The organism is Streptomyces sp. NPDC045998 (assembly GCF_056430285.1).
Genome location: NZ_JBWKLJ010000005.1, coordinates 320,767 through 338,752, shown reverse-complemented (window position 1 = coordinate 338,752; position 17,986 = coordinate 320,767). Strand labels below are relative to the sequence as shown.

The 17,986-nt window shown below is 71.0% G+C and carries 15 protein-coding genes and 1 tRNA gene; 11 read left to right on the top strand and 5 right to left on the bottom strand.

Features of this window, described 5'->3' with window-relative positions:
• Positions 1 to 108: 108 nt before the first annotated feature.
• The 3 genes from AC07FJ_RS18005 to AC07FJ_RS17995 all read right to left on the bottom strand — a co-directional run bounded on the left by AC07FJ_RS18005 (position 109) and on the right by AC07FJ_RS17995 (position 4,616).
• Positions 109 to 975, bottom strand: a complete 867-nt coding sequence (locus AC07FJ_RS18005) for a cellulose-binding protein (RefSeq protein ID WP_479049992.1) — start codon at positions 973 to 975, stop codon at positions 109 to 111.
• A gap of 136 nt (positions 976 to 1,111) precedes the next feature.
• Positions 1,112 to 3,622 carry an SUKH-4 family immunity protein gene (locus tag AC07FJ_RS18000; protein ID WP_479049990.1) on the bottom strand — a complete coding sequence of 837 codons (2,511 nt, stop codon included), beginning with the start codon at positions 3,620 to 3,622 and terminating at the stop codon, positions 1,112 to 1,114.
• A 7-nt stretch (positions 3,623 to 3,629) separates the two neighbouring features.
• Positions 3,630 to 4,616: an SMI1/KNR4 family protein gene (locus AC07FJ_RS17995; protein WP_479049988.1), complete on the bottom strand. Its 987-nt coding sequence runs from the start codon at positions 4,614 to 4,616 to the stop codon at positions 3,630 to 3,632.
• Positions 4,617 to 4,844: 228 nt separating this feature from the next.
• On the opposite strand from AC07FJ_RS17995, the gene AC07FJ_RS17990 reads away from it, so the two are divergent.
• Both AC07FJ_RS17990 and AC07FJ_RS17985 read left to right on the top strand, forming a co-directional pair.
• A complete protein-coding gene (locus AC07FJ_RS17990; RefSeq protein ID WP_479049986.1) occupies positions 4,845 to 5,453 on the top strand; it encodes a YwqJ-related putative deaminase in 609 nt (202 codons plus the stop codon).
• 10 nt (positions 5,454 to 5,463) lie between these two features.
• The gene (locus tag AC07FJ_RS17985) at positions 5,464 to 5,952 is read left to right on the top strand and encodes an SUKH-3 domain-containing protein (RefSeq protein WP_479049984.1); all 489 of its coding nucleotides are present in this window, start codon (positions 5,464 to 5,466) and stop codon (positions 5,950 to 5,952) included.
• 36 nt (positions 5,953 to 5,988) lie between these two features.
• Here the strand turns inward: AC07FJ_RS17985 and AC07FJ_RS17980 are convergent, their stop codons facing one another.
• Positions 5,989 to 7,323: a sensor histidine kinase gene (locus AC07FJ_RS17980; RefSeq protein ID WP_479049982.1), complete on the bottom strand. Its 1,335-nt coding sequence runs from the start codon at positions 7,321 to 7,323 to the stop codon at positions 5,989 to 5,991.
• 155 nt (positions 7,324 to 7,478) lie between these two features.
• On the opposite strand from AC07FJ_RS17980, the gene AC07FJ_RS17975 reads away from it, so the two are divergent.
• The 7 genes from AC07FJ_RS17975 to AC07FJ_RS17945 all read left to right on the top strand — a co-directional run bounded on the left by AC07FJ_RS17975 (position 7,479) and on the right by AC07FJ_RS17945 (position 13,147).
• Positions 7,479 to 8,336 carry a hypothetical protein gene (locus AC07FJ_RS17975; RefSeq protein WP_479049980.1) on the top strand — a complete coding sequence of 286 codons (858 nt, stop codon included), beginning with the start codon at positions 7,479 to 7,481 and terminating at the stop codon, positions 8,334 to 8,336.
• A gap of 27 nt (positions 8,337 to 8,363) precedes the next feature.
• A tRNA-Gln gene (locus AC07FJ_RS17970) sits at positions 8,364 to 8,436 on the top strand.
• A gap of 113 nt (positions 8,437 to 8,549) precedes the next feature.
• Complete coding sequence (gene glmU, locus AC07FJ_RS17965; RefSeq protein WP_479049978.1) at positions 8,550 to 10,001, top strand: bifunctional UDP-N-acetylglucosamine diphosphorylase/glucosamine-1-phosphate N-acetyltransferase GlmU; 1,452 nt, start codon at positions 8,550 to 8,552, stop codon at positions 9,999 to 10,001.
• 109 nt (positions 10,002 to 10,110) lie between these two features.
• Positions 10,111 to 11,088 carry a ribose-phosphate diphosphokinase gene (locus AC07FJ_RS17960; RefSeq protein ID WP_031068797.1) on the top strand — a complete coding sequence of 326 codons (978 nt, stop codon included), beginning with the start codon at positions 10,111 to 10,113 and terminating at the stop codon, positions 11,086 to 11,088.
• A 205-nt stretch (positions 11,089 to 11,293) separates the two neighbouring features.
• Positions 11,294 to 11,887, top strand: a complete 594-nt coding sequence (locus AC07FJ_RS17955; RefSeq protein ID WP_479049976.1) for a 50S ribosomal protein L25/general stress protein Ctc — start codon at positions 11,294 to 11,296, stop codon at positions 11,885 to 11,887.
• 90 nt (positions 11,888 to 11,977) lie between these two features.
• On the top strand, positions 11,978 to 12,574 hold the full coding sequence (gene pth / locus AC07FJ_RS17950) for an aminoacyl-tRNA hydrolase (protein ID WP_479049974.1): 597 nt from the start codon (positions 11,978 to 11,980) through the stop codon (positions 12,572 to 12,574).
• Positions 12,575 to 12,664: 90 nt separating this feature from the next.
• Positions 12,665 to 13,147 (top strand): hypothetical protein, encoded by a 483-nt coding sequence (locus tag AC07FJ_RS17945; RefSeq protein WP_479049972.1) that lies wholly within the window; start codon positions 12,665 to 12,667, stop codon positions 13,145 to 13,147.
• A 68-nt stretch (positions 13,148 to 13,215) separates the two neighbouring features.
• Here the strand turns inward: AC07FJ_RS17945 and ppc are convergent, their stop codons facing one another.
• Positions 13,216 to 15,945, bottom strand: coding sequence for a phosphoenolpyruvate carboxylase (gene ppc, locus AC07FJ_RS17940; RefSeq protein WP_479049970.1), 2,730 nt, complete (start codon positions 15,943 to 15,945; stop codon positions 13,216 to 13,218).
• Between the two features lie 230 nt (positions 15,946 to 16,175).
• On the opposite strand from ppc, the gene AC07FJ_RS17935 reads away from it, so the two are divergent.
• Positions 16,176 to 17,168: an acyl-CoA desaturase gene (locus tag AC07FJ_RS17935; RefSeq protein ID WP_479049968.1), complete on the top strand. Its 993-nt coding sequence runs from the start codon at positions 16,176 to 16,178 to the stop codon at positions 17,166 to 17,168.
• Positions 17,165 to 17,842 carry a TetR/AcrR family transcriptional regulator gene (locus AC07FJ_RS17930; RefSeq protein WP_084899105.1) on the top strand — a complete coding sequence of 226 codons (678 nt, stop codon included), beginning with the start codon at positions 17,165 to 17,167 and terminating at the stop codon, positions 17,840 to 17,842. The genes AC07FJ_RS17935 and AC07FJ_RS17930 overlap by 4 nt, the downstream gene beginning before the upstream one ends.
• Positions 17,843 to 17,986 lie beyond the last annotated feature (144 nt).

Below are 17,986 nucleotides of genomic sequence, written 5' to 3'. Positions count from 1 at the left end.
TACGGTCCCGGACCCGAGGCCCGTGCGTCCCGCACCCACACCGTCAAGAGGGCTGCGAGCCCCGGGTCCCGTACGCACCCGGACCGAGGCCCGTCCGTCGCGTACGGCTCACGCCGCGTCCGGGTCCGGATCCGCCGGGCGGCCCGTCAGGGTCGCGAGGCTTTCCCTCACGTGGGCCATGTGCTCCCGCAGCCCCTCGCGTGTCTCCGCGTGCTCCAGCAGCAGCCGCTCGGTCTCCTGCTCCACGCGCTGCTCCTCCACGCGCGCCTCGGCCAGCAGCTCCGCCGCCCGCGCCTCCGCCTCCCGCTCGCGCTGACGGGCCATCTCCTCCGCCTCGGCGTACACCTTCTCGGCCTCCGCCAAGTGGCCCTCCGCCTCCGCGATGAGCCCCGCCAGCCGTTCCTTCTCCTCCGCGCGCCGCTCGGCCAGCTCCTGCTCCGCCGTCTCGCGCTGCTCCGCGTGCACCTTCTGCTGCGCCGCCATCAGCGCCTCCGTGCGCTCCCGCACCTGCCGGAGCTCCGCCTGCGCCTCGCCGCGCGTACGCTCGGCCTCCGCCCGGGCCTCGGCCCGTACCTCCTGCGCCTTCTCCCGGGCCGCGAGCAGGATCTGCGCGGCCTCCTCCTCCGCCGCCGCCCGCAGCGCGTCCGCCGCCTCGCGCGCCGCGTCCCGGGCCTGCCGCCCCGCCTCGTCCGCCGCGTCGGCCATGGCCTGCGCCTCGGCGGCCGCCCCGGCCCGTACCGCCCCGGCCTCCTCCTCCGCGAGCACCAGCAGCTGCTGGGCCTGCGGCCCGAGCGACTCGTACCGCTGCGGCTTCAGCCCGGCGACGACCTCCCGCAGCCGGGCGGCCTCCTTGTCCATCTCCTTGGCCAGTACGGTCAGCCGCGCCGCGCGCTCCCACGCGCCGTCGCGGTCCGCCGAGAGCTGGCCGATGTAGTGGTCGACGTCCTTCGGGCGGTAGCCCCGCCCCTTGGCCACGACCCCGAACCCGTGCGGTGATGTTGATGCAGTGTCAGGACTCATAGGCCCAGAATGCGTCAATCATCACAAAAAGGGACGTAATGACCGGCCTGCCGGGTGCAAGCCGGTCACCCCCACCCCCCTCCGGCTCACCTCACAGCAAGCCGTCCCACATCTGCTCCAGCAGCACCGACCACCAGCTCTCCGGCGACGCCAGCGCCGCCGGGTCCAGCATCGCCAGCTGCGCCTGGAAGTCGACGGTCCACCGCCCCGCCTGCTCCGGCGTCAGCCCGAACCGCAGCCGCCACATCCGCCCCAGCAGCGCCAGGCACCGCGTGAACTCCGGCAACCCGCTGTTCACGAACTGCGGCGCCACCGGCTGACCACCCGGACCCGCCTCCACCGGTACGGCGACGATGTGGGCGGTCCCGTACTGCACACACAGCGCCCGCCCGAAGTCCGAGCCCAGCACCAGGTACGAACCCGCGTCACCCGCCGGCTGCACCTGCCGCTGCGCCGCCAGCTCCGCGAGCGTCGGCACGACCGGCTGCGCGGGCTGCGCCCAGAAGAACGGCCCGAAGTCCGCCGGCAGGCCCGCCCACACGAGCGTGCGCGCCACCAGCTCCGGCACCCCCTGCCGCGACACCGCCCGCTGGTCGAACCGGCAGATGCCCTGCGGCCCGAACGCCCCCGCCAGCTCCTGCGCGATGCCCTCCGGCGGGATCGGCGGCGCGGGCTGCACCGGCGGCAGCGGAGCACGCAGCGGCGCCGGACGCGCCGGACCGTCCGCGACCTGGTGCAGCTCACCGTGGTGCGCGATGAGCTGCGCCATGCCCTGCTGACGGCTCGCGTGGTCACGCCCGTACGAGGCGATCGACGTGATCCGCGCCTGCGGCCAGGTCTCCCGGATCATCCGGGCGCAGTAGCCGCCGGGCAGATCGCACGACTCCAGCTCGGTGTGCAGCTCCAGCACCTGGTCCGGCGGGATGTTCATGGCACGCAGCTCATGGAACATCTGCCACTCGGGGTGCGGCGTACCGGGCGCCGAACGACGGATGAGCTGCTGCTCGGAGCCGTCGGGCGCGCGGTAGCGCAACACGGCCTGATAGCCCGGACCGACGGTCGGCTGCCCGGACGGCTGCCCCGGGGGCGGACCCATGGGCTGGCCCATCGGCTGGCCCATCGGCTGGCCCATCGGCGGCTGCGGGAACGCCGGCGCGGCGGGCGCGGGCGCGGGCGGCGCCGGAGGCTGCGGCCCGCCGGGCCCCGGCTGCGCCAGCATCGTCGCCGCATGGTGCACCCCACCGCCCGGCGGCGGCGTGGCACCCGGCGGCCGCGGCGCCCCCGGAGCCCCGGGAGGCCCGGGCGGAGCCGGCGGCTGCGGACCACCCGCACCACCGGCACCACCGGTACCGGCTGCAGAACCGATACCGCCCGGCCCCGGATGGGCCAGCATCGTCGCCGCATGGTGCGCGTCGCCACCGACCGGCCCCGGCGGCGCCGGAGGCGGCGGCGGACCCCCAGGCCCTCCAGGCCCCCCGGGACCCGGGTGCGCCAGCATCGTCGCGGCGTGGTGCACCCCACCCCCCGGCGGCGGCGTCGCCCCGGGCGGAGCCGACGGCGCGGGAGGCGCAGGCGGCTTCGGACCCTCGGGACCCAACTGCGCCACCAGCTGCGTCGGTACGTAGCCCCCGGCAGGCGCACCCGGAGCACCCGGGCCCGACGCGGGCGGCCTGACCCCCGGCGCACCGGGCGCACCCGGCGGCGGAGGAGGCGTCGCACCGGCACCCCGCGAGGCCCGCGCGGCACGCGGCGGCAGGACGGCCTTGCTGGTCGCGGCGTCCGCGATCTCACCCGCCGACAGCCCCGGCGCACCCGGCGCACCCGGCGCGGCATCGGGCAGGGACTGCGGGTCCAGCGCGGGCGCGATGGCGGTACGCGGCAGCTGGCTGCCGCCCGGCAGCAGCGCCGTCGGCGCGTCGGCGCCGACCGCCGGCGGCGGCGTCTCGTCATCGTCCGCCCCGGTCAACGGCGGCGCGAACACGGTCGCGGGCAGCGGCACGGACCCGTCGTCCCCGCTGCCGTTCCCCCCACTGGTGTCGTTCCACGACGGCGTGGCGGGCGCGGCCGGTACGCCGTCGGAAGCGGTCGGCTCGTAGTCGACACCCCCGCGCGTACCTCCGCCCGACGGAGGGGCCCACACGTCCTCGGCAGGCGCACTCACCGAAGCCCCTGCAGCGGGCGCGGGCGCAGGCGCAGGCGCGGGCTCCGAAGGCTCCGCCCGCGGAATGCCCCGCCTGTCCGCCGCGTCCTGCAGCCACTCCGGCGGCGTCAACAGGAACGACGTCTGGTTCAGGTCGATGCGCTCCGGCGCGGGCGCCGCCGCCGGGGCCGCGTCGGCCGGCGGAGCCCCGTACTCCTCCTCGTACCGGCGGATCACCTCACCCACCGGCAACCCCGGCCACAGCGTGGCCTCGCCGCTGTCCCGGGCGATCACCAACCGCTGGCGGCCGCCGTCCGACGTCGGCCCCTCCTCACGGTCCTCCGCCCACACCACGAACCCCAGCTCGAACTCCCGCACCCGCACCTCACGGTGCTGGTACGCGGGCACGTCGCCGTTGACCCACTCTTCCGCGCGCTCCTGCGCCTGCGCGAAGGTCACCACCGAACCGTCACCCCTCGTCCGAAACCGGGACGGCCCGCGCGAAGCCGCCGTCCACCATCAGGTTCGCCACCGTCTCCAGCTCCGGCGGATTGCCCGCCAACCGCTGCAAGAACTCGTCGAAATCCGCCCCACACGGCAACAGCAACCGCTCCACGCGCTCCTGCACCGTCAAACCGTCCTGATCCCGCGCGTCGTCATACGCGCAGAACCACACCGACCCCGCACCCGCGCCCCTCACCTTGACCGCGAGGATCCCGCCCTGGACGAAACCGACACCCAGGTAATCCTTCGTCAGATGGTCCCGCAGGCACTTGTTCACGTACACCAGGTCATTGACCGCCGCCTCCTCACGCACCGTGAAGAACGGCTGGTCCACCAGCAGCCCCAGCTCCGCGTCGAGCGCCGCACCCACCGGCGCACAGCCACCCGCCGCCTTCAGGAACGACCGGTACGCACCCGGCAACCGGTAACCGAGGTCCTCCTCCACGCCCTGCACCTGCGCCTCGGACACCGACAGCGCACCCTTCGGCAACCCGAAATGCGCCGGACGGGTCTCCTGCAGCGGCCGCGTACCGCGCTTGCCGTGGTCCACCGCGGCCGTCGCCAGCCCACCGTGGTGCCGCAGCAGCGCCTTCACCTCCACCGGCACCAGCTCCATCCGGCGCGTGCCCGCCACGTGGTGCCACGTCCAGCCGTGCGGCGTCGCCACCGCCGGAATCGTGTCCCACAGCTCGTGCCCCGACGCCGCGAGCGCCGCGTTCGCCGACACGTAGTCCGTCAGCCGCAGCTCGTCGACACCGAAACCCTCCGGCGGATCGGCGATCTCCGCGGCCGCACGCGCGTACGGCGAGAAGACCGGACGCCCGTGCTCGTCCACCCGCACACCCCTGGGGTGCCGAGCGGCACGCACCGGGTCCGGGAAATGCACGACCTGCCCGGCGTAGGCCGCGTTCGGTGGCGCGGCATGCTGCTGCCCGAGCCGACCTGTCGTCATGGCGGTTGCCCCCTGCTGCTGCTGGCTTGGTCCGCACAGCCTATGCGGTGGGGCAACAGGGGGAACCCGTCCTCCGTTTCAGTGACCCGACGTCACCCCCAGGTGACCCACTGGCGACCCCACGACACACCGATCACACGTTTCAGCGCCCCCGCTTCCCCATCACCTCACCCATTTGGCAGGCTGTTGATCGCAACTCGGGGGATTGCAGAGGGGACGACAAGCACCATGTACACAGCGCAACCAGCGACCACACCCGCGGTCGGCACGACCGGCGGGACTCCAGGCACCGCCGGGGCTGCCGGGACCGCCGGGGCTGCCGGGGCTGCCGGGACCAGCGGGACGCCCGCCACCGGCGACCCCCGCCTCACCTGGAGCAGCAGCACCCCCGACCGCACCCCCACCCTGCGCCACCGCCGCGACGGCATACTCCCCACCGTCGGCGCCGCCCTCTCCGTACGCGGCGAAACCCTCACCTGCACCGCCGGGCGCGGCAACCGCCCACCCGCCCTGCACCCCCTCGTCCAGGACTTCCTCGACACCCTCACCAGCGGCCAACGCGAACGCTTCACCGGCCGCTGCCCCGAAGCCATCCTCCTCTCACGCCACCTCACCGCCACCGAGACCAACCGCTCCAAACGCGCCCAACGCAAACCCCTCACCCACAGCGAAGCCCGCCGCGCCCTCAAACACGCCAAACTCACCGCACGCCGCATCCGCGAAGACGGCGACCCCCTCCACGGCAGCTACACCGCCCCCTGCCGCTCCTGCGCCGCACTCCTCGCCCACTTCGGCGTACGCCCCGTCGACCCGACGACCACCGACCGGAACGGCTGACCCCACCCCCATGCCCGACCTCAACACCACCCGCTTCCCCGTCCCCGTCGACGCCGCCCTCCGCGCAGCCGGATGGCAACCCGGCCGCTGGGACATCAAGCAGGCGGAACACTGGGCCGACGCCCTCCGGGCACACGTCTCCCCCGCCGGACACCGCCACAGCGTCTTCCCCGCCGCCGTCGAAGCCTGGGCCGAATTCGGCGGCCTCCACATCGCGGGCCCCGGCCCCGGCCGCCAGATCGCCCCCACCCCCATCCACTTCGACCCCCTCGCCGGACTCCACCTCGCCCGCAGCCTCGCCGACCTCGGCCGCGCCCTCGAAACCGAGATCGCCCCCCTCGGCGAAGAAGCCGACCACCAGGCCATCCTCGCCATCGACACCGAAGGCCGCGTCTACAGCCTCGACCACGCCGGCGACTGGTACCTCGGCCCCGACATCGACCACGCCCTCGGCACCCTCATCACCGGCACCCTGCCCACGCGCCTCACATCGCCCTGAAAGCTACGCCGCGGATCGGCGGATCGGCGCATCGGCCTAGGCGGCCCGCACCGGCAACACCGCCGACACCTTGAAACCACCCTCATCCGTCGCACCCGACACGAACACCCCACCCAGCGCGGTCACCCGCTCCCGCATCCCCACCAGACCGTTCCCCCCACTCGGCAGACCCGCATCCGCCGCCGCACCATCCGACGGACCGTTCTCCACCTGCATCGCCACCTCATCACCCCGATGCGCCAGCCGCACCACCACCTTCGCGCCCGCCGCATGCTTGTGGACGTTCGTCAACGCCTCCTGCACCACCCGGTACGCCGTCTGCTCCACATCCGGCGCATACGACCGCGCCTCCCCCATCACCCGCAGCTCCACCACCATGCCCGCCTGCCGCGACTGCTCCACCAACTCGTCCAGGGCGTCCAGACACGGCCCGTCCTCAGCCGCCGCCTCTGCGGCAGCGGCGGCCGCCCGCCCGACGGCCTCCAGCGGCACCGACGCGGACTCCACGGTCTCCACGGCCCGAGGCGCCACCGGCTCCCGGTCCTCCGTCGCCCGCAGCACCCCCAACATCTCCCGCAACTCCGTCAGCGCCTGCCGCCCCATGTCACCCACCAGCGCCGCGTTCTTCACCGCCTTCTGCGGATCCTTCAACGCCACCGCCTGCAACGCCGCCGCATGCACCACCATCAAACTCACCCGGTGCGCCACCACGTCGTGCATCTCCCGCGCGATCCGCGTCCGCTCCTCCACCCGCGCCATCTGCGCCCGCTGCTCCGCCCGGTCCGCCAGCAGCGACAACTCCTGCTCCAGACTGTCGGCCCGCTCCCGCAGACTCTCCATGAGCCGCCGCCGCGCCCCTATGTACAGCCCGAACAACACGGGCGGGGCGTTCAACCCCAGCGACAACATCACCGACACCAGCGGCACGTACCACGACGACGTCTCGAAGTCCGCCGCCGCGACGTCCTGCCGCACGCGTACGTACGTCACGATGAACACCGCCGCCAGCGACATCCCCGCCAGCGCCGCGATGATCCGCCGAGGAACCTCCGAAGCCGCGAGCGTGTACAGCCCGACGATCCCCATCAGGTAGCCCATCTCGGCGGGCGTGATCGCGATCGACACCAGCACCACGGCGATCGGCCACCGCCGCCGCACCAGCAACGCCGCCCCGGCCACCAGCCCGAACAGCACCCCCACCGGCACCGGCAGCCCCGCGTTCTCCGCGAAACCGACCCCCTCGCCGGCACACTCCAACGCCGACACCAACGCCAGCGCCACATCCAGCACGGCACTGCGCCGTCTCCCCCACCACCACCAGCCACGGGCGGTCGTGCCCGCAGCGTCCTGGTGTGCCCCCGTTGTGGTCATGTCTTCCAGCCTACGGGCGGCGACCACCCGTTTTCCGGCGAGTCCAGCAGCACAGAACGGGACGATCCGCACCCGAAACACACACTGATCCCTCGAACACGTGAATCGCCCGCACATTCGACCCGGACGTCCGCATTCCGGACGAAGCTGTCCGCGTGACCACCGCCATCGGCAAGTACGCCGACTTCGAGAGCCTGCGCGAGCAGGCGATCGCCCTGCGCAGAGAAGGCCTCAGCCTTCGCCAGATCCGCGACCGCCTGGGCGTCTACAACAACGACATCCTCAACCGGCTCGTGAAGGGCGAGCCACCCCCTGACTGGACCAAGCGCCCCCGCGCCAAGGACGACCTCCGAGCCCGCGCCCGCGAGCTACGGCTCCAGGGCATGACCTACGACCAGATCCAGATGGAGCTCGGCTGCTCCAAGAGCTCAATCTCGCTGTGGGTGCGAGACCTGCCGAAGCCCGAACCGCGCTACACGGACGAGGAGCGCCGCGAGCTCATGAACAAGGGCCTCGCCCATCTCCGCGCGGCACGAGATCAAGAGCGCGAGGCAACCAAGCGCTCAGCGCGCGACGCGATCGGGCAGCTTTCGGACCGCGAGCTATTCATCGCCGGGGTAACGCTGTACTGGGCCGAAGGCGCCAAGGACAAGACGTATCAGCGCCGCGAGTCTCTGCAGTTCATTAACAGCGACCCCAACGTGATCACCCTCTACCTCAGATGGCTTGCCCTCCTTGACGTGCCACGCGAGCGAATGCGCTTCCGACTGAGCATTCACGAGTCGGCAGACATCGCCGAAGCCGAGAAGTTCTGGGCCGACCTGGTCGGCGTCGATGCCTCGACCTTCCAGCGGGCGACACTCAAGAAGCACAACCCCAGGACCACACGGAAGAACACGACCGACGCCTACCGAGGCTGCCTGGTGATCTACGTGACCAAAAGCGCCGATCTGTACCGTCGCATGGAAGGGGCTTGGTACGGCATAGTAGGGGCTGCCGTCCCGACGGACTGACTTGATGTCCGGTTTAGTCGGGTTTAATCCCCCATGGTGTAATCAGGCAGCACTGCGGTTTTTGGTACCGTCTGTTCAGGTTCAAATCCTGATGGGGGAGCCGCCATATTTGCCGGGTCCTGACCTATCCGGTCAGGACCCGCCCTCGTTTCCTCCCCGAAACCCCCCGGTATCCTGCGGTTGTCCACCACCCGAAAGCCGAAGGGCATTCCCGTGAGCGCCAACCGCCCGGCAGCCGTCGTCGTCCTCGCAGCGGGTGAGGGCACCCGCATGAAGTCGAAGACCCCCAAGGTCCTGCACGAAATCTGCGGGCGTTCGCTCGTCGGCCACGTCGTCTCGGCGGCGCGTGAGCTGGAGCCCGAGCACCTGTGCGTCGTCGTCGGGCACGCCCGCGAGCAGGTCACCGCGCACCTCGACGAGTACTACGCGGGCACCCGGACCGCCGTGCAGTACGAGCAGAACGGCACCGGGCACGCCGTGCGCATGGCGTTGGAGGAGCTCGGGGCCGGGGCGCTGGACGGGACGGTCGTCGTGGTGTGCGGGGACACGCCCCTGCTGTCGGGCGAGACGCTCGGCGCGCTGGCGGCGACGCACGCGGCGGACGGGAACGCCGTCACGGTGCTGACGGCCGAGGTGCCGGACTCGACCGGCTACGGGCGGATCGTGCGCGACGCCGGGACCGGCGCGGTGACGGCGATCGTGGAGCACAAGGACGCGACCGACGAGCAGCGGGCGATCCGGGAGATCAACTCCGGGGTGTTCGCGTTCGACGGGAAGCTGCTGGCCGAGGCGCTGGGGCAGGTGAGGACGGACAACAGCCAGGGTGAGGAGTACCTGACGGACGTCCTCGGCATCCTGCGGGAGGCCGGGCACCGGGTGGGTGCGTCGGTGGCGCCGGATCACCGGGAGATCCTGGGGATCAACAACCGGGTGCAGCTGGCGGAGGCGCGGCGGCTGCTGAACGAGCGGTTGCTGGAGCGGGCCATGATGGCCGGGGTGACGGTGGTGGACCCGGCGTCGGTGTTCGTGGACGCGACGGTGACGTTCGAGCGGGACGTGCTCGTGCATCCGAACACGATTCTGCTGGGTGCCACGCATCTGGCGGAGGACGCCGAGGTGGGGCCGAACTGCCGGCTGAAGGACACGCGGGTGGGCCGTGGGGCCCGGGTGGACAACACGGTGTCGGATCGCGCGGAGGTCGGCGAGGCGGCGTCGGTGGGCCCGTACGCGTATCTGCGTCCGGGCACGGTCCTGGGGCCGAAGTCGAAGGCGGGTACGTACGTCGAGATGAAGAACGCGCAGGTGGGTGAGGGGTCGAAGGTCCCGCATCTGTCGTACGTGGGTGACGCGACGATCGGTGAGTACTCGAACATCGGCGCGGCGAGTGTGTTCGTGAACTACGACGGTGAGGCGAAGCACCACACGACGATCGGGTCTCACTGCCGGACCGGTTCGGACAACATGTTTGTGGCTCCTGTCACGGTGGGGGACGGGGCTTACACGGCCGCCGGCTCGGTGATCACGAAGGATGTGCCGCCGGGTTCGCTGGCCGTCGCCCGTGGCCAGCAGCGGAATATCGAGGGTTGGGTGGCGCGGAAGCGTCCTGGAAGTGCCGCCGCGCAGGCTGCGGCGGAGGCCTCCGAGCAGGCTCGACGCGAGGACTGACCGGAAACAGGTGCGTCGAACTCGGCGTACCGTGATACGTGCACACAAATTCGGCTGGTTCGCGCGGAAGTGGCTCGCGGCCAGGGAACACGTCTGAGGAGACAGTGCTGTGACCGGGATCAAGACGACCGGCGAGAAGAAGCTGATGCTCTTCTCCGGCCGCGCCCACCCCGAGCTGGCCGAGGAGGTCGCACATCAGCTGGGTGTCGGTCTCGTGCCGACCAAGGCGTTCGATTTCGCCAATGGTGAGATCTACGTCCGCTTCCAGGAGTCGGCGCGCGGTGCGGACTGCTTTCTGATCCAGAGCCACACGGCTCCGATCAACAAGTGGATCATGGAGCAGCTGATCATGATCGATGCTCTGAAGCGGGCTTCGGCCCGGAGCATCACCGTGATCATCCCGTCGTACGGCTATGCGCGGCAGGACAAGAAGCACCGTGGTCGTGAGCCGATCTCGGCGCGTCTGATCGCGGATCTGCTGAAGTGCTCGGGTGCGGACCGGATCCTGACGGTGGACCTGCACACGGACCAGATCCAGGGCTTCTTCGACGGTCCGGTGGACCATCTGTCGGCGCTGCCGGTGCTGGCGGACTACGTGGGTGCGAAGGTCGACCGGAACAAGCTGACGATCGTGTCTCCGGACGCGGGTCGTGTGCGGGTGGCGGACCGCTGGTGTGACCGGCTGGACGCGCCGCTGGCGATCGTGCACAAGCGGCGTGACAAGGACGTGGCGAACCAGGTCACGGTGCACGAGGTCGTCGGTGAGGTCGAGGGCCGGGTGTGTGTCCTGGTGGACGACATGATCGACACGGGTGGCACGATCTGTGCGGCGGCCGAGGCGCTGTTCGCGCACGGTGCGGAGGACGTGATCGTCACGGCGACGCACGGCATTCTGTCGGGTCCGGCGGCGGACCGTCTGAAGAACTCGAAGGTGAGTGAGTTCGTGCTGACGAACACGCTGCCGACGCCGGGTGAGCTGGAGCTCGACAAGATCACGGTGCTGTCGATCGCGCCGACGATCGCCCGTGCGGTGCGTGAGGTGTTCGAGGACGGTTCGGTGACGAGCCTCTTCGAGGAGCAGGGCTGACGGTAGTGTGATGAGGCCGTCCCGACCGTGTGTCGGGGCGGCCTTTTCGTTTCGGTTAAGCTGGTGTAGTTGCTCGGCGAGGGAGGCCGTACCCGTTCATCCGGTACGGCGGTCCGTTATCGACGCGCTCTTCGTAGCAGGCCAAGTCCAGTCGTGGCCGGGTAACCACGACCGTTGATCCGTCTGACACTTACGAGGAGTGCATATGTCCGAGGTGAAGATCACCGCGCAGACCCGTACCGAGTTCGGCAAGGGTGCGGCCCGTCGTATCCGCCGCGCGAACCAGGTTCCGGGTGTTCTCTACGGCCACGGTTCGGACCCGATCCACCTGACGCTGCCGGGTCACGACCTGCTGCTGGCGCTGCGTACGTCGAACGTCCTGATCTCTCTGGACATCGACGGCAAGACCACCGAGCTGGCGATCCCGAAGGACGTGCAGCGTGACCCGCTGAAGGGCTTCCTGGAGCACGTCGACCTGCAGCTGGTGCAGCGTGGCGAGCAGGTCACCGTCGAGATCCCGGTCGTCGCCGAGGGCGAGCTGGCCCCGGGCGGCAACCTGCTGGAGCACGTGCTGAACGCGCTTCCGGTCGAGGCCGAGGCCACCCACATCCCCGAGTCGCTGACGGTCTCCGTCGAGGGCCTGGAGGCCGGTGCCTCCGTCCTGGCGAAGGACATCCCGCTGCCGAAGGGCACCTCGCTCGCGGTCGAGGGTGACACCGTCGTGCTGCAGGTTCTGGCCGCGCAGGCGGAGGAGCCGGCCGCTGAGGGCGCCGAGGGTGACGAGGCCGCCGAGGCCTGAGCCCTTTCGGGTTCCGCTTGACGGGGTGGTGGGCTGTGGCCCGCCGCCCCGTTTCCCTGTTCCGGTACGTGTACGAGGAGACGTGACGACATGACGACGGACGCCGGCGCCCCCTGGCTGATCGTGGGTCTGGGCAATCCGGGGCCTGAGTACGCCGGTCATCGGCACAACGTCGGGTTCATGGTGGCCGATCTCCTCGCGGAGCGGATCGGCGGGAAGTTCAAGCGTGCGCAGAAGGCGCAGGCGCAGGTGGTGGAGGGCCGGATGGGGCCCGTGGGTCCGGCGAGCCGGCGGGTGGTGCTGGTGAAGCCGATGTCGTACATGAATCTGTCGGGTGGTCCGGTGACGGCGCTGCGGGATTTCTACAAGGTGCCGACGGCCAACATCGTGGCGGTCCATGACGAGCTGGACATCGATTACGGCGTGCTGCGGCTGAAGCTGGGTGGCGGGGACAACGGGCACAACGGGTTGAAGTCGATGACGAAGGCGATGGGTGCGGAGTATCACCGGTTGCGGTTCGGTATCGGGCGGCCGCCGGGGCGGATGCAGGTGGCGGACTTCGTGTTGAAGGACTTCTCGTCGGCGGAGCGCAAGGAGCTGGACTACTTCGTGGACCGGGCGGCGGATGCGGTGGAGTGTCTGGTGACGGAGGGGTTGGAGCGGGCTCAGTCCGCGTATAACTCCTGATCGTTTTCATGACCGATCTCCTGACCGGTCCCCTGACCGTTCTCGACCGAGATTGACCGGGCGTGGTCGTATCACCGAGGATCGCGCCCCATGAGCAAGCCCTCGCGCAAGAAGCGGACCTCCGCGTTCCTCCCGTTCGCCCGTGCCGCCGTCATGGCTCTGGTCGCCCTGCTGCTGGTGGTGGCGGGCGTCTGGGCGTCGTGGGGCACGGCGCAGCACGTTCTGCTGTCCAAGGGGCGGGAGCACGGCGTCCTGACGGTGACGGGCTGCTCGGCGGACGTGTGCACGGGCCGGTACGACCCGGAGGGCCCGGCGGGGCCGCGTACCGACATGGCGATAGCGCACACGGTCGCGGTGCGCGAGGACGGTGTCTATCCGGTGGTGGTGAAGCCGGACACGACGGAGCTGGTCCGCACGGGCTGGGCGGGCGGTCTGCACGCGTGGCTGCCGCTGGGCGGGGCGCTGCTGCTGGCGGCGCTGGTGATCGGGGGCGGGTTGCGGTTGCCGCGGCTGGCTTCGGCGGCGGCGTTGGGGGGCGCGGTGCTGCTGGTGGGGACGTTCTTCGCGCTCTGAGGCGTGTACGCGAGAGGGGCGCCCGGGTGATCCGGGCGCCCCTTCGTCGTATGGCCGTACGCCGTGCGTCAGCCGGTGTTGCGCAGGCCGGCCGCGACGCCGTTGACGGTGAGCAGCAGGGCGCGGGCGAGCAGCGGATCGGGCTCTTCGCCGCGTTCGGCTGCGGTGCGCTGGCGGGCCAGCAGGGCGACCTGGAGGTAGGAGATGGGGTCCAGGTAGGCGTCGCGGATGGCGAAGGTCTGCTGGAGGACGGGGTTGGAGTCGAGGAGCTTCTCGCCGCCGGTGACGCGCAGGACCTCGGCGACGGTGAGCTCGTGCTCGGCCCGGATGGTGTCGAAGACGTGCCGGAGGTTTTCGGGCACGAGGGTCTCGACGTAGTGGCGGGCGATCCGCAGGTCCGTCTTGGCGAGGGTCATCTCGACGTTGGAGAGGAAGTTGCGGAAGAAGTGCCACTGCTCGTACATCTCGTCGAGCACGGCGTCGAGGCCGGCTTCGCGCAGGGCCTTGAGGCCGGAGCCGACGCCGTACCAGCCGGGGACGATCTGGCGGGACTGGGTCCAGCCGAAGACCCACGGGATGGCGCGCAGGCCGTCGAGGCCGGCGCCGGAGTCGGGGCGGCGGGAGGGCCGGGAGCCGAGGTGGAGGTCGGCGAGCTGGTCGACGGGGGTGGAGGCGAAGAAGTACGCCGGGAGGTCGGGGTCCTCGACGAGCCTGCGGTAGGCGGTGTGGGCGGCCTCGGAGGCGGTGTCCATGGCCGCGTCCCAGCGGGCGAGGGCCTCGTCGGACTGGCGGGGCGCGGTGTGCAGGGCGGACGCCTGGAGGGTGGCCGCGACCGTGAGTTCCAGGTTCTCCCGGGCGAGGGAGGGGATGAGGTACTTGTCGGAGATGACCTCGCCCTGTTCGGTCACCTTGATCTCGCCCTCGAGGGTGCCCCAGGGCTGGGCGAGGATGGCCTCGTGGGTGGGGCCGCCGCCGCGGCCGACGGTGCCGCCGCGGCCGTGGAAGAGGCGGAGGCGGACTCCGTAGCGGTGGGCGACGTCGCGCAGGCGGCGCTGGGCGCGGTGGATCTCCCACTGGCTGGTGGTGATGCCGCCGAACTTGGAGGAGTCGGAGTAGCCGAGCATGACCTCCTGGACGTCGCCGCGCAGGGAGACGAGGCGCCGGTAGGAGGGGTCGGCGAGCATGTCGTTGAGGATGACGTCGGCGGCCTTGAGCTCGTCGGTGGTCTCCAGGAGCGGCACGATGCCGATCTTGGCCCAGCCGGCGTGGAGGTCGATGAGTCCGGCCTCGCGGGCGAGGACGGCGGCGGCGAAGACGTCGTCGGCGCCCTGGCACATGGAGATGATGTAGGACTCGACGACTTCGGGGCCGAAGCGTTCGAAGGCGTCCTTGATGGTGAGGAAGACGCCGAGGGTCTTGGTGCCGGCCGCGTCGAGGGGGGCGGGCTGGGGGGCGAGGGGCCGGCGGGAGCGGAGTTCCTTGGCGAGGAGCTTCTGCCGGTAGTCGCGCGGCATGTCGGCGTAGCGCCAGGATTCCTCGCCGAGGCGGTCGAAGAGCTGGCCGAGGGCGTGGTGGTGGGCGTCGGCGTGCTCGCGTACGTCCATGGTGGCGAGCTGGAGGCCGAAGGCGGCGAGGGTGCGGATGGTGCGGTCGAGGCGGCCGTCGGCGAACAGGCCGCCGCGGTGCTCGCGCAGGGAGGTCTGGATCAGGGTGAGGTCGGCGAGCAGCTCGGCGGTGCCGAGGTAGTCGCGGCCTTCCTGGTGGGGGGTGCCCTTGGCGAGGCGCTCGCGGGTGTTGAGGAGCTTCTGGCGGATGCAGGTGGCCTTGAGCCGGTAGGGCTCTTCGGCGTTGAGGCGCTTGTAGCGGGGGCTGATCTCGGGGAGGTTCTCGAGGTCCTGCTGGAGGGAGTCGAGGAGGTCCTGGGTGGCGCCGGCGTAGCGGATGGAGTTGGAGAGCTGCGCGCGGAGCTGGTCGATCAGCTCGATGGCGTCGGTGATGCCGTGCTCGTGCTGGAGGATCAGCACTTCGCGGGTGACGGTGGGCGTGACGTTGGGGTTGCCGTCGCGGTCGCCGCCGATCCAGGTGCCGAAGGTGAGGGGGCGGGTGCCGGGGGGCAGCTCGACGCCGACGCGCTCGAGTTCGGCGGCGAGGTCTTCGAGGACGTCGCCGACGGCGTTGGCGTGGAGTTCGTCGAGGTAGTAGATGGCGTTGCGGGCTTCGTCGGCGGGCTCGGGCCGGACGACGCGGAGCTCGTCGGTCTGCCAGACGAGGTCGATGGACTCGGCCAGGCGCAGGTCGTGGCGGCGCCGGTCGGAGGCGATGACCGGGGTTTCGAGGAGCTCGGCGATGCGGCGGAGCTTGTTGAGCACGGAGCGGCGCGCGGCCTCGGTGGGGTGCGCGGTGAAGACGGGCCGGACGTTGAGGTTCCGGACGGTCTCGCGTACGTGCTCGGGGTCGCCGTCCTTGAGCATGTCGGCGGTGCGGGCGAGGAGGCCGCCTTCGGCGGCGCGCTTCTCGCGCAGTTCCTTGCCGCGGTGCACCTGCTCGGTGACGTTGGCGAGGTGGAAGTAGGTGGAGAAGGCGCGGACGAGCTTGGCCGCGGTCTGGAGGTCGGTGTCGCCGAGCAGCTCGGCGGCGGCCTCGCCGTCCTCGCGGGTCAGGCGGCGGACCTTCTCGACGAGCTCGAGGAGCTCGGGACCTTCCTGGCGCACGAGTGTCTCGCCGAGGAGGTCGCCCAGTCGGCGGATGTCGGAACGCAGCTCGGCGTTGGCGGTGGAGGTCTGGTCTGCACTGCTCACAGGTGCGGCTCCTTGCAGTGTTCGAGCACGTCTGGAGGGGTACTGAAAGCTCGCGGACCGCGCTGTCCGACGACTCCCAGGATAGGTGTCGCCTGGTGTGGCGCCGTCCACTGCCCCCTTGCCGCGCGCCCGCGCGCTGACATACTTACGACGCCGTAGGTTACGGGACCGTAGGAAGTGGGTACCCGGGACCCGGTTTTCCGTTGTATCCCTCACCCCCTGGGGACCCTATGACCACAAGCCCCGACACGCTCCGTACCGTGGACCCGGCGGCCGACGCCGCCGCCTCCCCGGATCTGCCCCCCGCGACGCTGGGCGGAGACAACAAGCGTTCGATCGAGCAGATCGCCCTGCTGCTGTTCATCACCGTGCCGTTCCTGGCCCTGCTCGCGGCGGTGCCGCTGGCGTGGGGCTGGGGCGTGAGCTGGCTGGATCTCGGTCTGCTGGTGGCGATGTACTTCATCGGCTGCCACGGCATCACGATCGGTTTCCACCGGTACTTCACGCACGGTTCGTTCAAGGCGAAGCGTCCCCTGCGGATCGCGCTGGCGGTCATGGGGTCGCTGGCGGTGGAGGGCCCGCTGGTGCGGTGGGTGGCGGATCACCGCAAGCACCACAAGTTCTCGGACGCGGAGGGCGACCCGCATTCGCCGTGGCGGTTCGGGGAGACGGTGCCGGCGCTGATGAAGGGCCTGTGGTGGGCGCACATCGGGTGGATGTTCGATGAGGAGCGCACTCCGCAGGCGAAGTACGCACCGGATCTGATCAAGGACCCGGCGATCCGGGCGATCTCGCGGGGCTTCATCGGCTGGACGGTGCTGTCGCTGGCGATCCCGCCGCTGGTCGGCGGTCTGGTGACGATGTCGTGGTGGGGCGCGTTCACGGCGTTCTTCTGGGGCTCGCTGGTGCGGGTGGCGCTGCTGCACCACGTGACGTGGTCGATCAACTCGATCTGCCACGCGGTGGGCAAGCGTCCGTTCAAGTCGCGGGACCGTTCGGGGAACGTGTGGTGGCTGGCGGTGCTGTCGTGCGGTGAGTCGTGGCACAACCTGCACCACGCCGACCCGACGTCCGCGCGTCACGGTGTGATGCGCGGGCAGATCGACTCCAGCGCGCGGTTGATCCGCTGGTTCGAGAAGCTGGGCTGGGCGTACGACGTGCGCTGGCCGAGCGCGTCGCGGATCGAAGCCCGCCGCCAGGACCGCGCCGCGAACGCGGCATGATGGACGGTGTGGCGATCGACGGCAGCAGTACCAGCAGTAGTGACAAACCGAGGCGCGGTCGGCGGGTCCGGATGACGGGAGCCGAGCGCCGCCAGCAGCTGCTCGACATCGGCCGCACCCTCTTCGCGGAGCGGGGCTTCGAAGGCACGTCGGTGGAGGAGATCGCGGCGAAGGCCGGGGTGTCCAAGCCGGTGGTGTACGAGCACTTCGGCGGCAAGGAAGGTCTGTACGCGGTCGTCGTGGACCGCGAGATGCGCCAGCTGCTCGACATGGTGACCGGCGCCCTGACCGCGGGGCACCCGCGGGAGCTCCTGGAGCAGGCGGCGTTCGCGCTGCTGGACTACATCGAGACGTACACGGACGGCTTCCGGATCCTGGTCCGGGACTCCCCGGTGGCGCAGTCCACGGGTACGTTCGCCTCGCTGATCTCGGACATCGCCACGCAGGTGGAGGACATCCTGGGCCTGGAGTTCAAGGCCCGGGGCTTCGACCCGAAGCTGGCGCCGCTGTACGCGCAGGCGCTGGTGGGGATGGTGGCCCTGACGGGCCAGTGGTGGCTGGACGCCCGCAAGCCGAAGAAGGCGGAGGTCGCCGCGCACCTGGTGAACCTGGCGTGGCACGGGCTGGACGGGCTGGAGCCGAAGCCGCGGCTGATAGGTCACCGCAAGAGCTGATCACCCTGGTACCGGCGGAGGGGGGGGGGGGGGGGGGGGGGGGGGGGGAGGGGCCCCCCCCCGCCCCCGCCCCCACCCCATGTATGGACAAGAAAGGACCACGAAAAAGAAAAAAAAAAAGCCCTCCCGCCTATACGAGCAGGC

Bases quoted from the DNA above. Each gene is read 5' to 3' on its own strand.
- AC07FJ_RS17995 (WP_479049988.1), bottom strand. From the start codon at position 4,616: ATGACGACAGGTCGGCTCGGGCAGCAGCATGCCGCGCCACCGAACGCG.
- AC07FJ_RS17990 (WP_479049986.1), top strand. From the start codon at position 4,845: ATGTACACAGCGCAACCAGCGACCACACCCGCGGTCGGCACGACCGGC.
- AC07FJ_RS17985 (WP_479049984.1), top strand. From the start codon at position 5,464: ATGCCCGACCTCAACACCACCCGCTTCCCCGTCCCCGTCGACGCCGCC.
- AC07FJ_RS17980 (WP_479049982.1), bottom strand. From the start codon at position 7,323: ATGACCACAACGGGGGCACACCAGGACGCTGCGGGCACGACCGCCCGT.
- AC07FJ_RS17955 (WP_479049976.1), top strand. From the start codon at position 11,294: ATGTCCGAGGTGAAGATCACCGCGCAGACCCGTACCGAGTTCGGCAAG.
- pth (WP_479049974.1), top strand. From the start codon at position 11,978: ATGACGACGGACGCCGGCGCCCCCTGGCTGATCGTGGGTCTGGGCAAT.
- AC07FJ_RS17945 (WP_479049972.1), top strand. From the start codon at position 12,665: ATGAGCAAGCCCTCGCGCAAGAAGCGGACCTCCGCGTTCCTCCCGTTC.
- AC07FJ_RS17935 (WP_479049968.1), top strand. From the start codon at position 16,176: ATGACCACAAGCCCCGACACGCTCCGTACCGTGGACCCGGCGGCCGAC.
- AC07FJ_RS17930 (WP_084899105.1), top strand. From the start codon at position 17,165: ATGATGGACGGTGTGGCGATCGACGGCAGCAGTACCAGCAGTAGTGAC.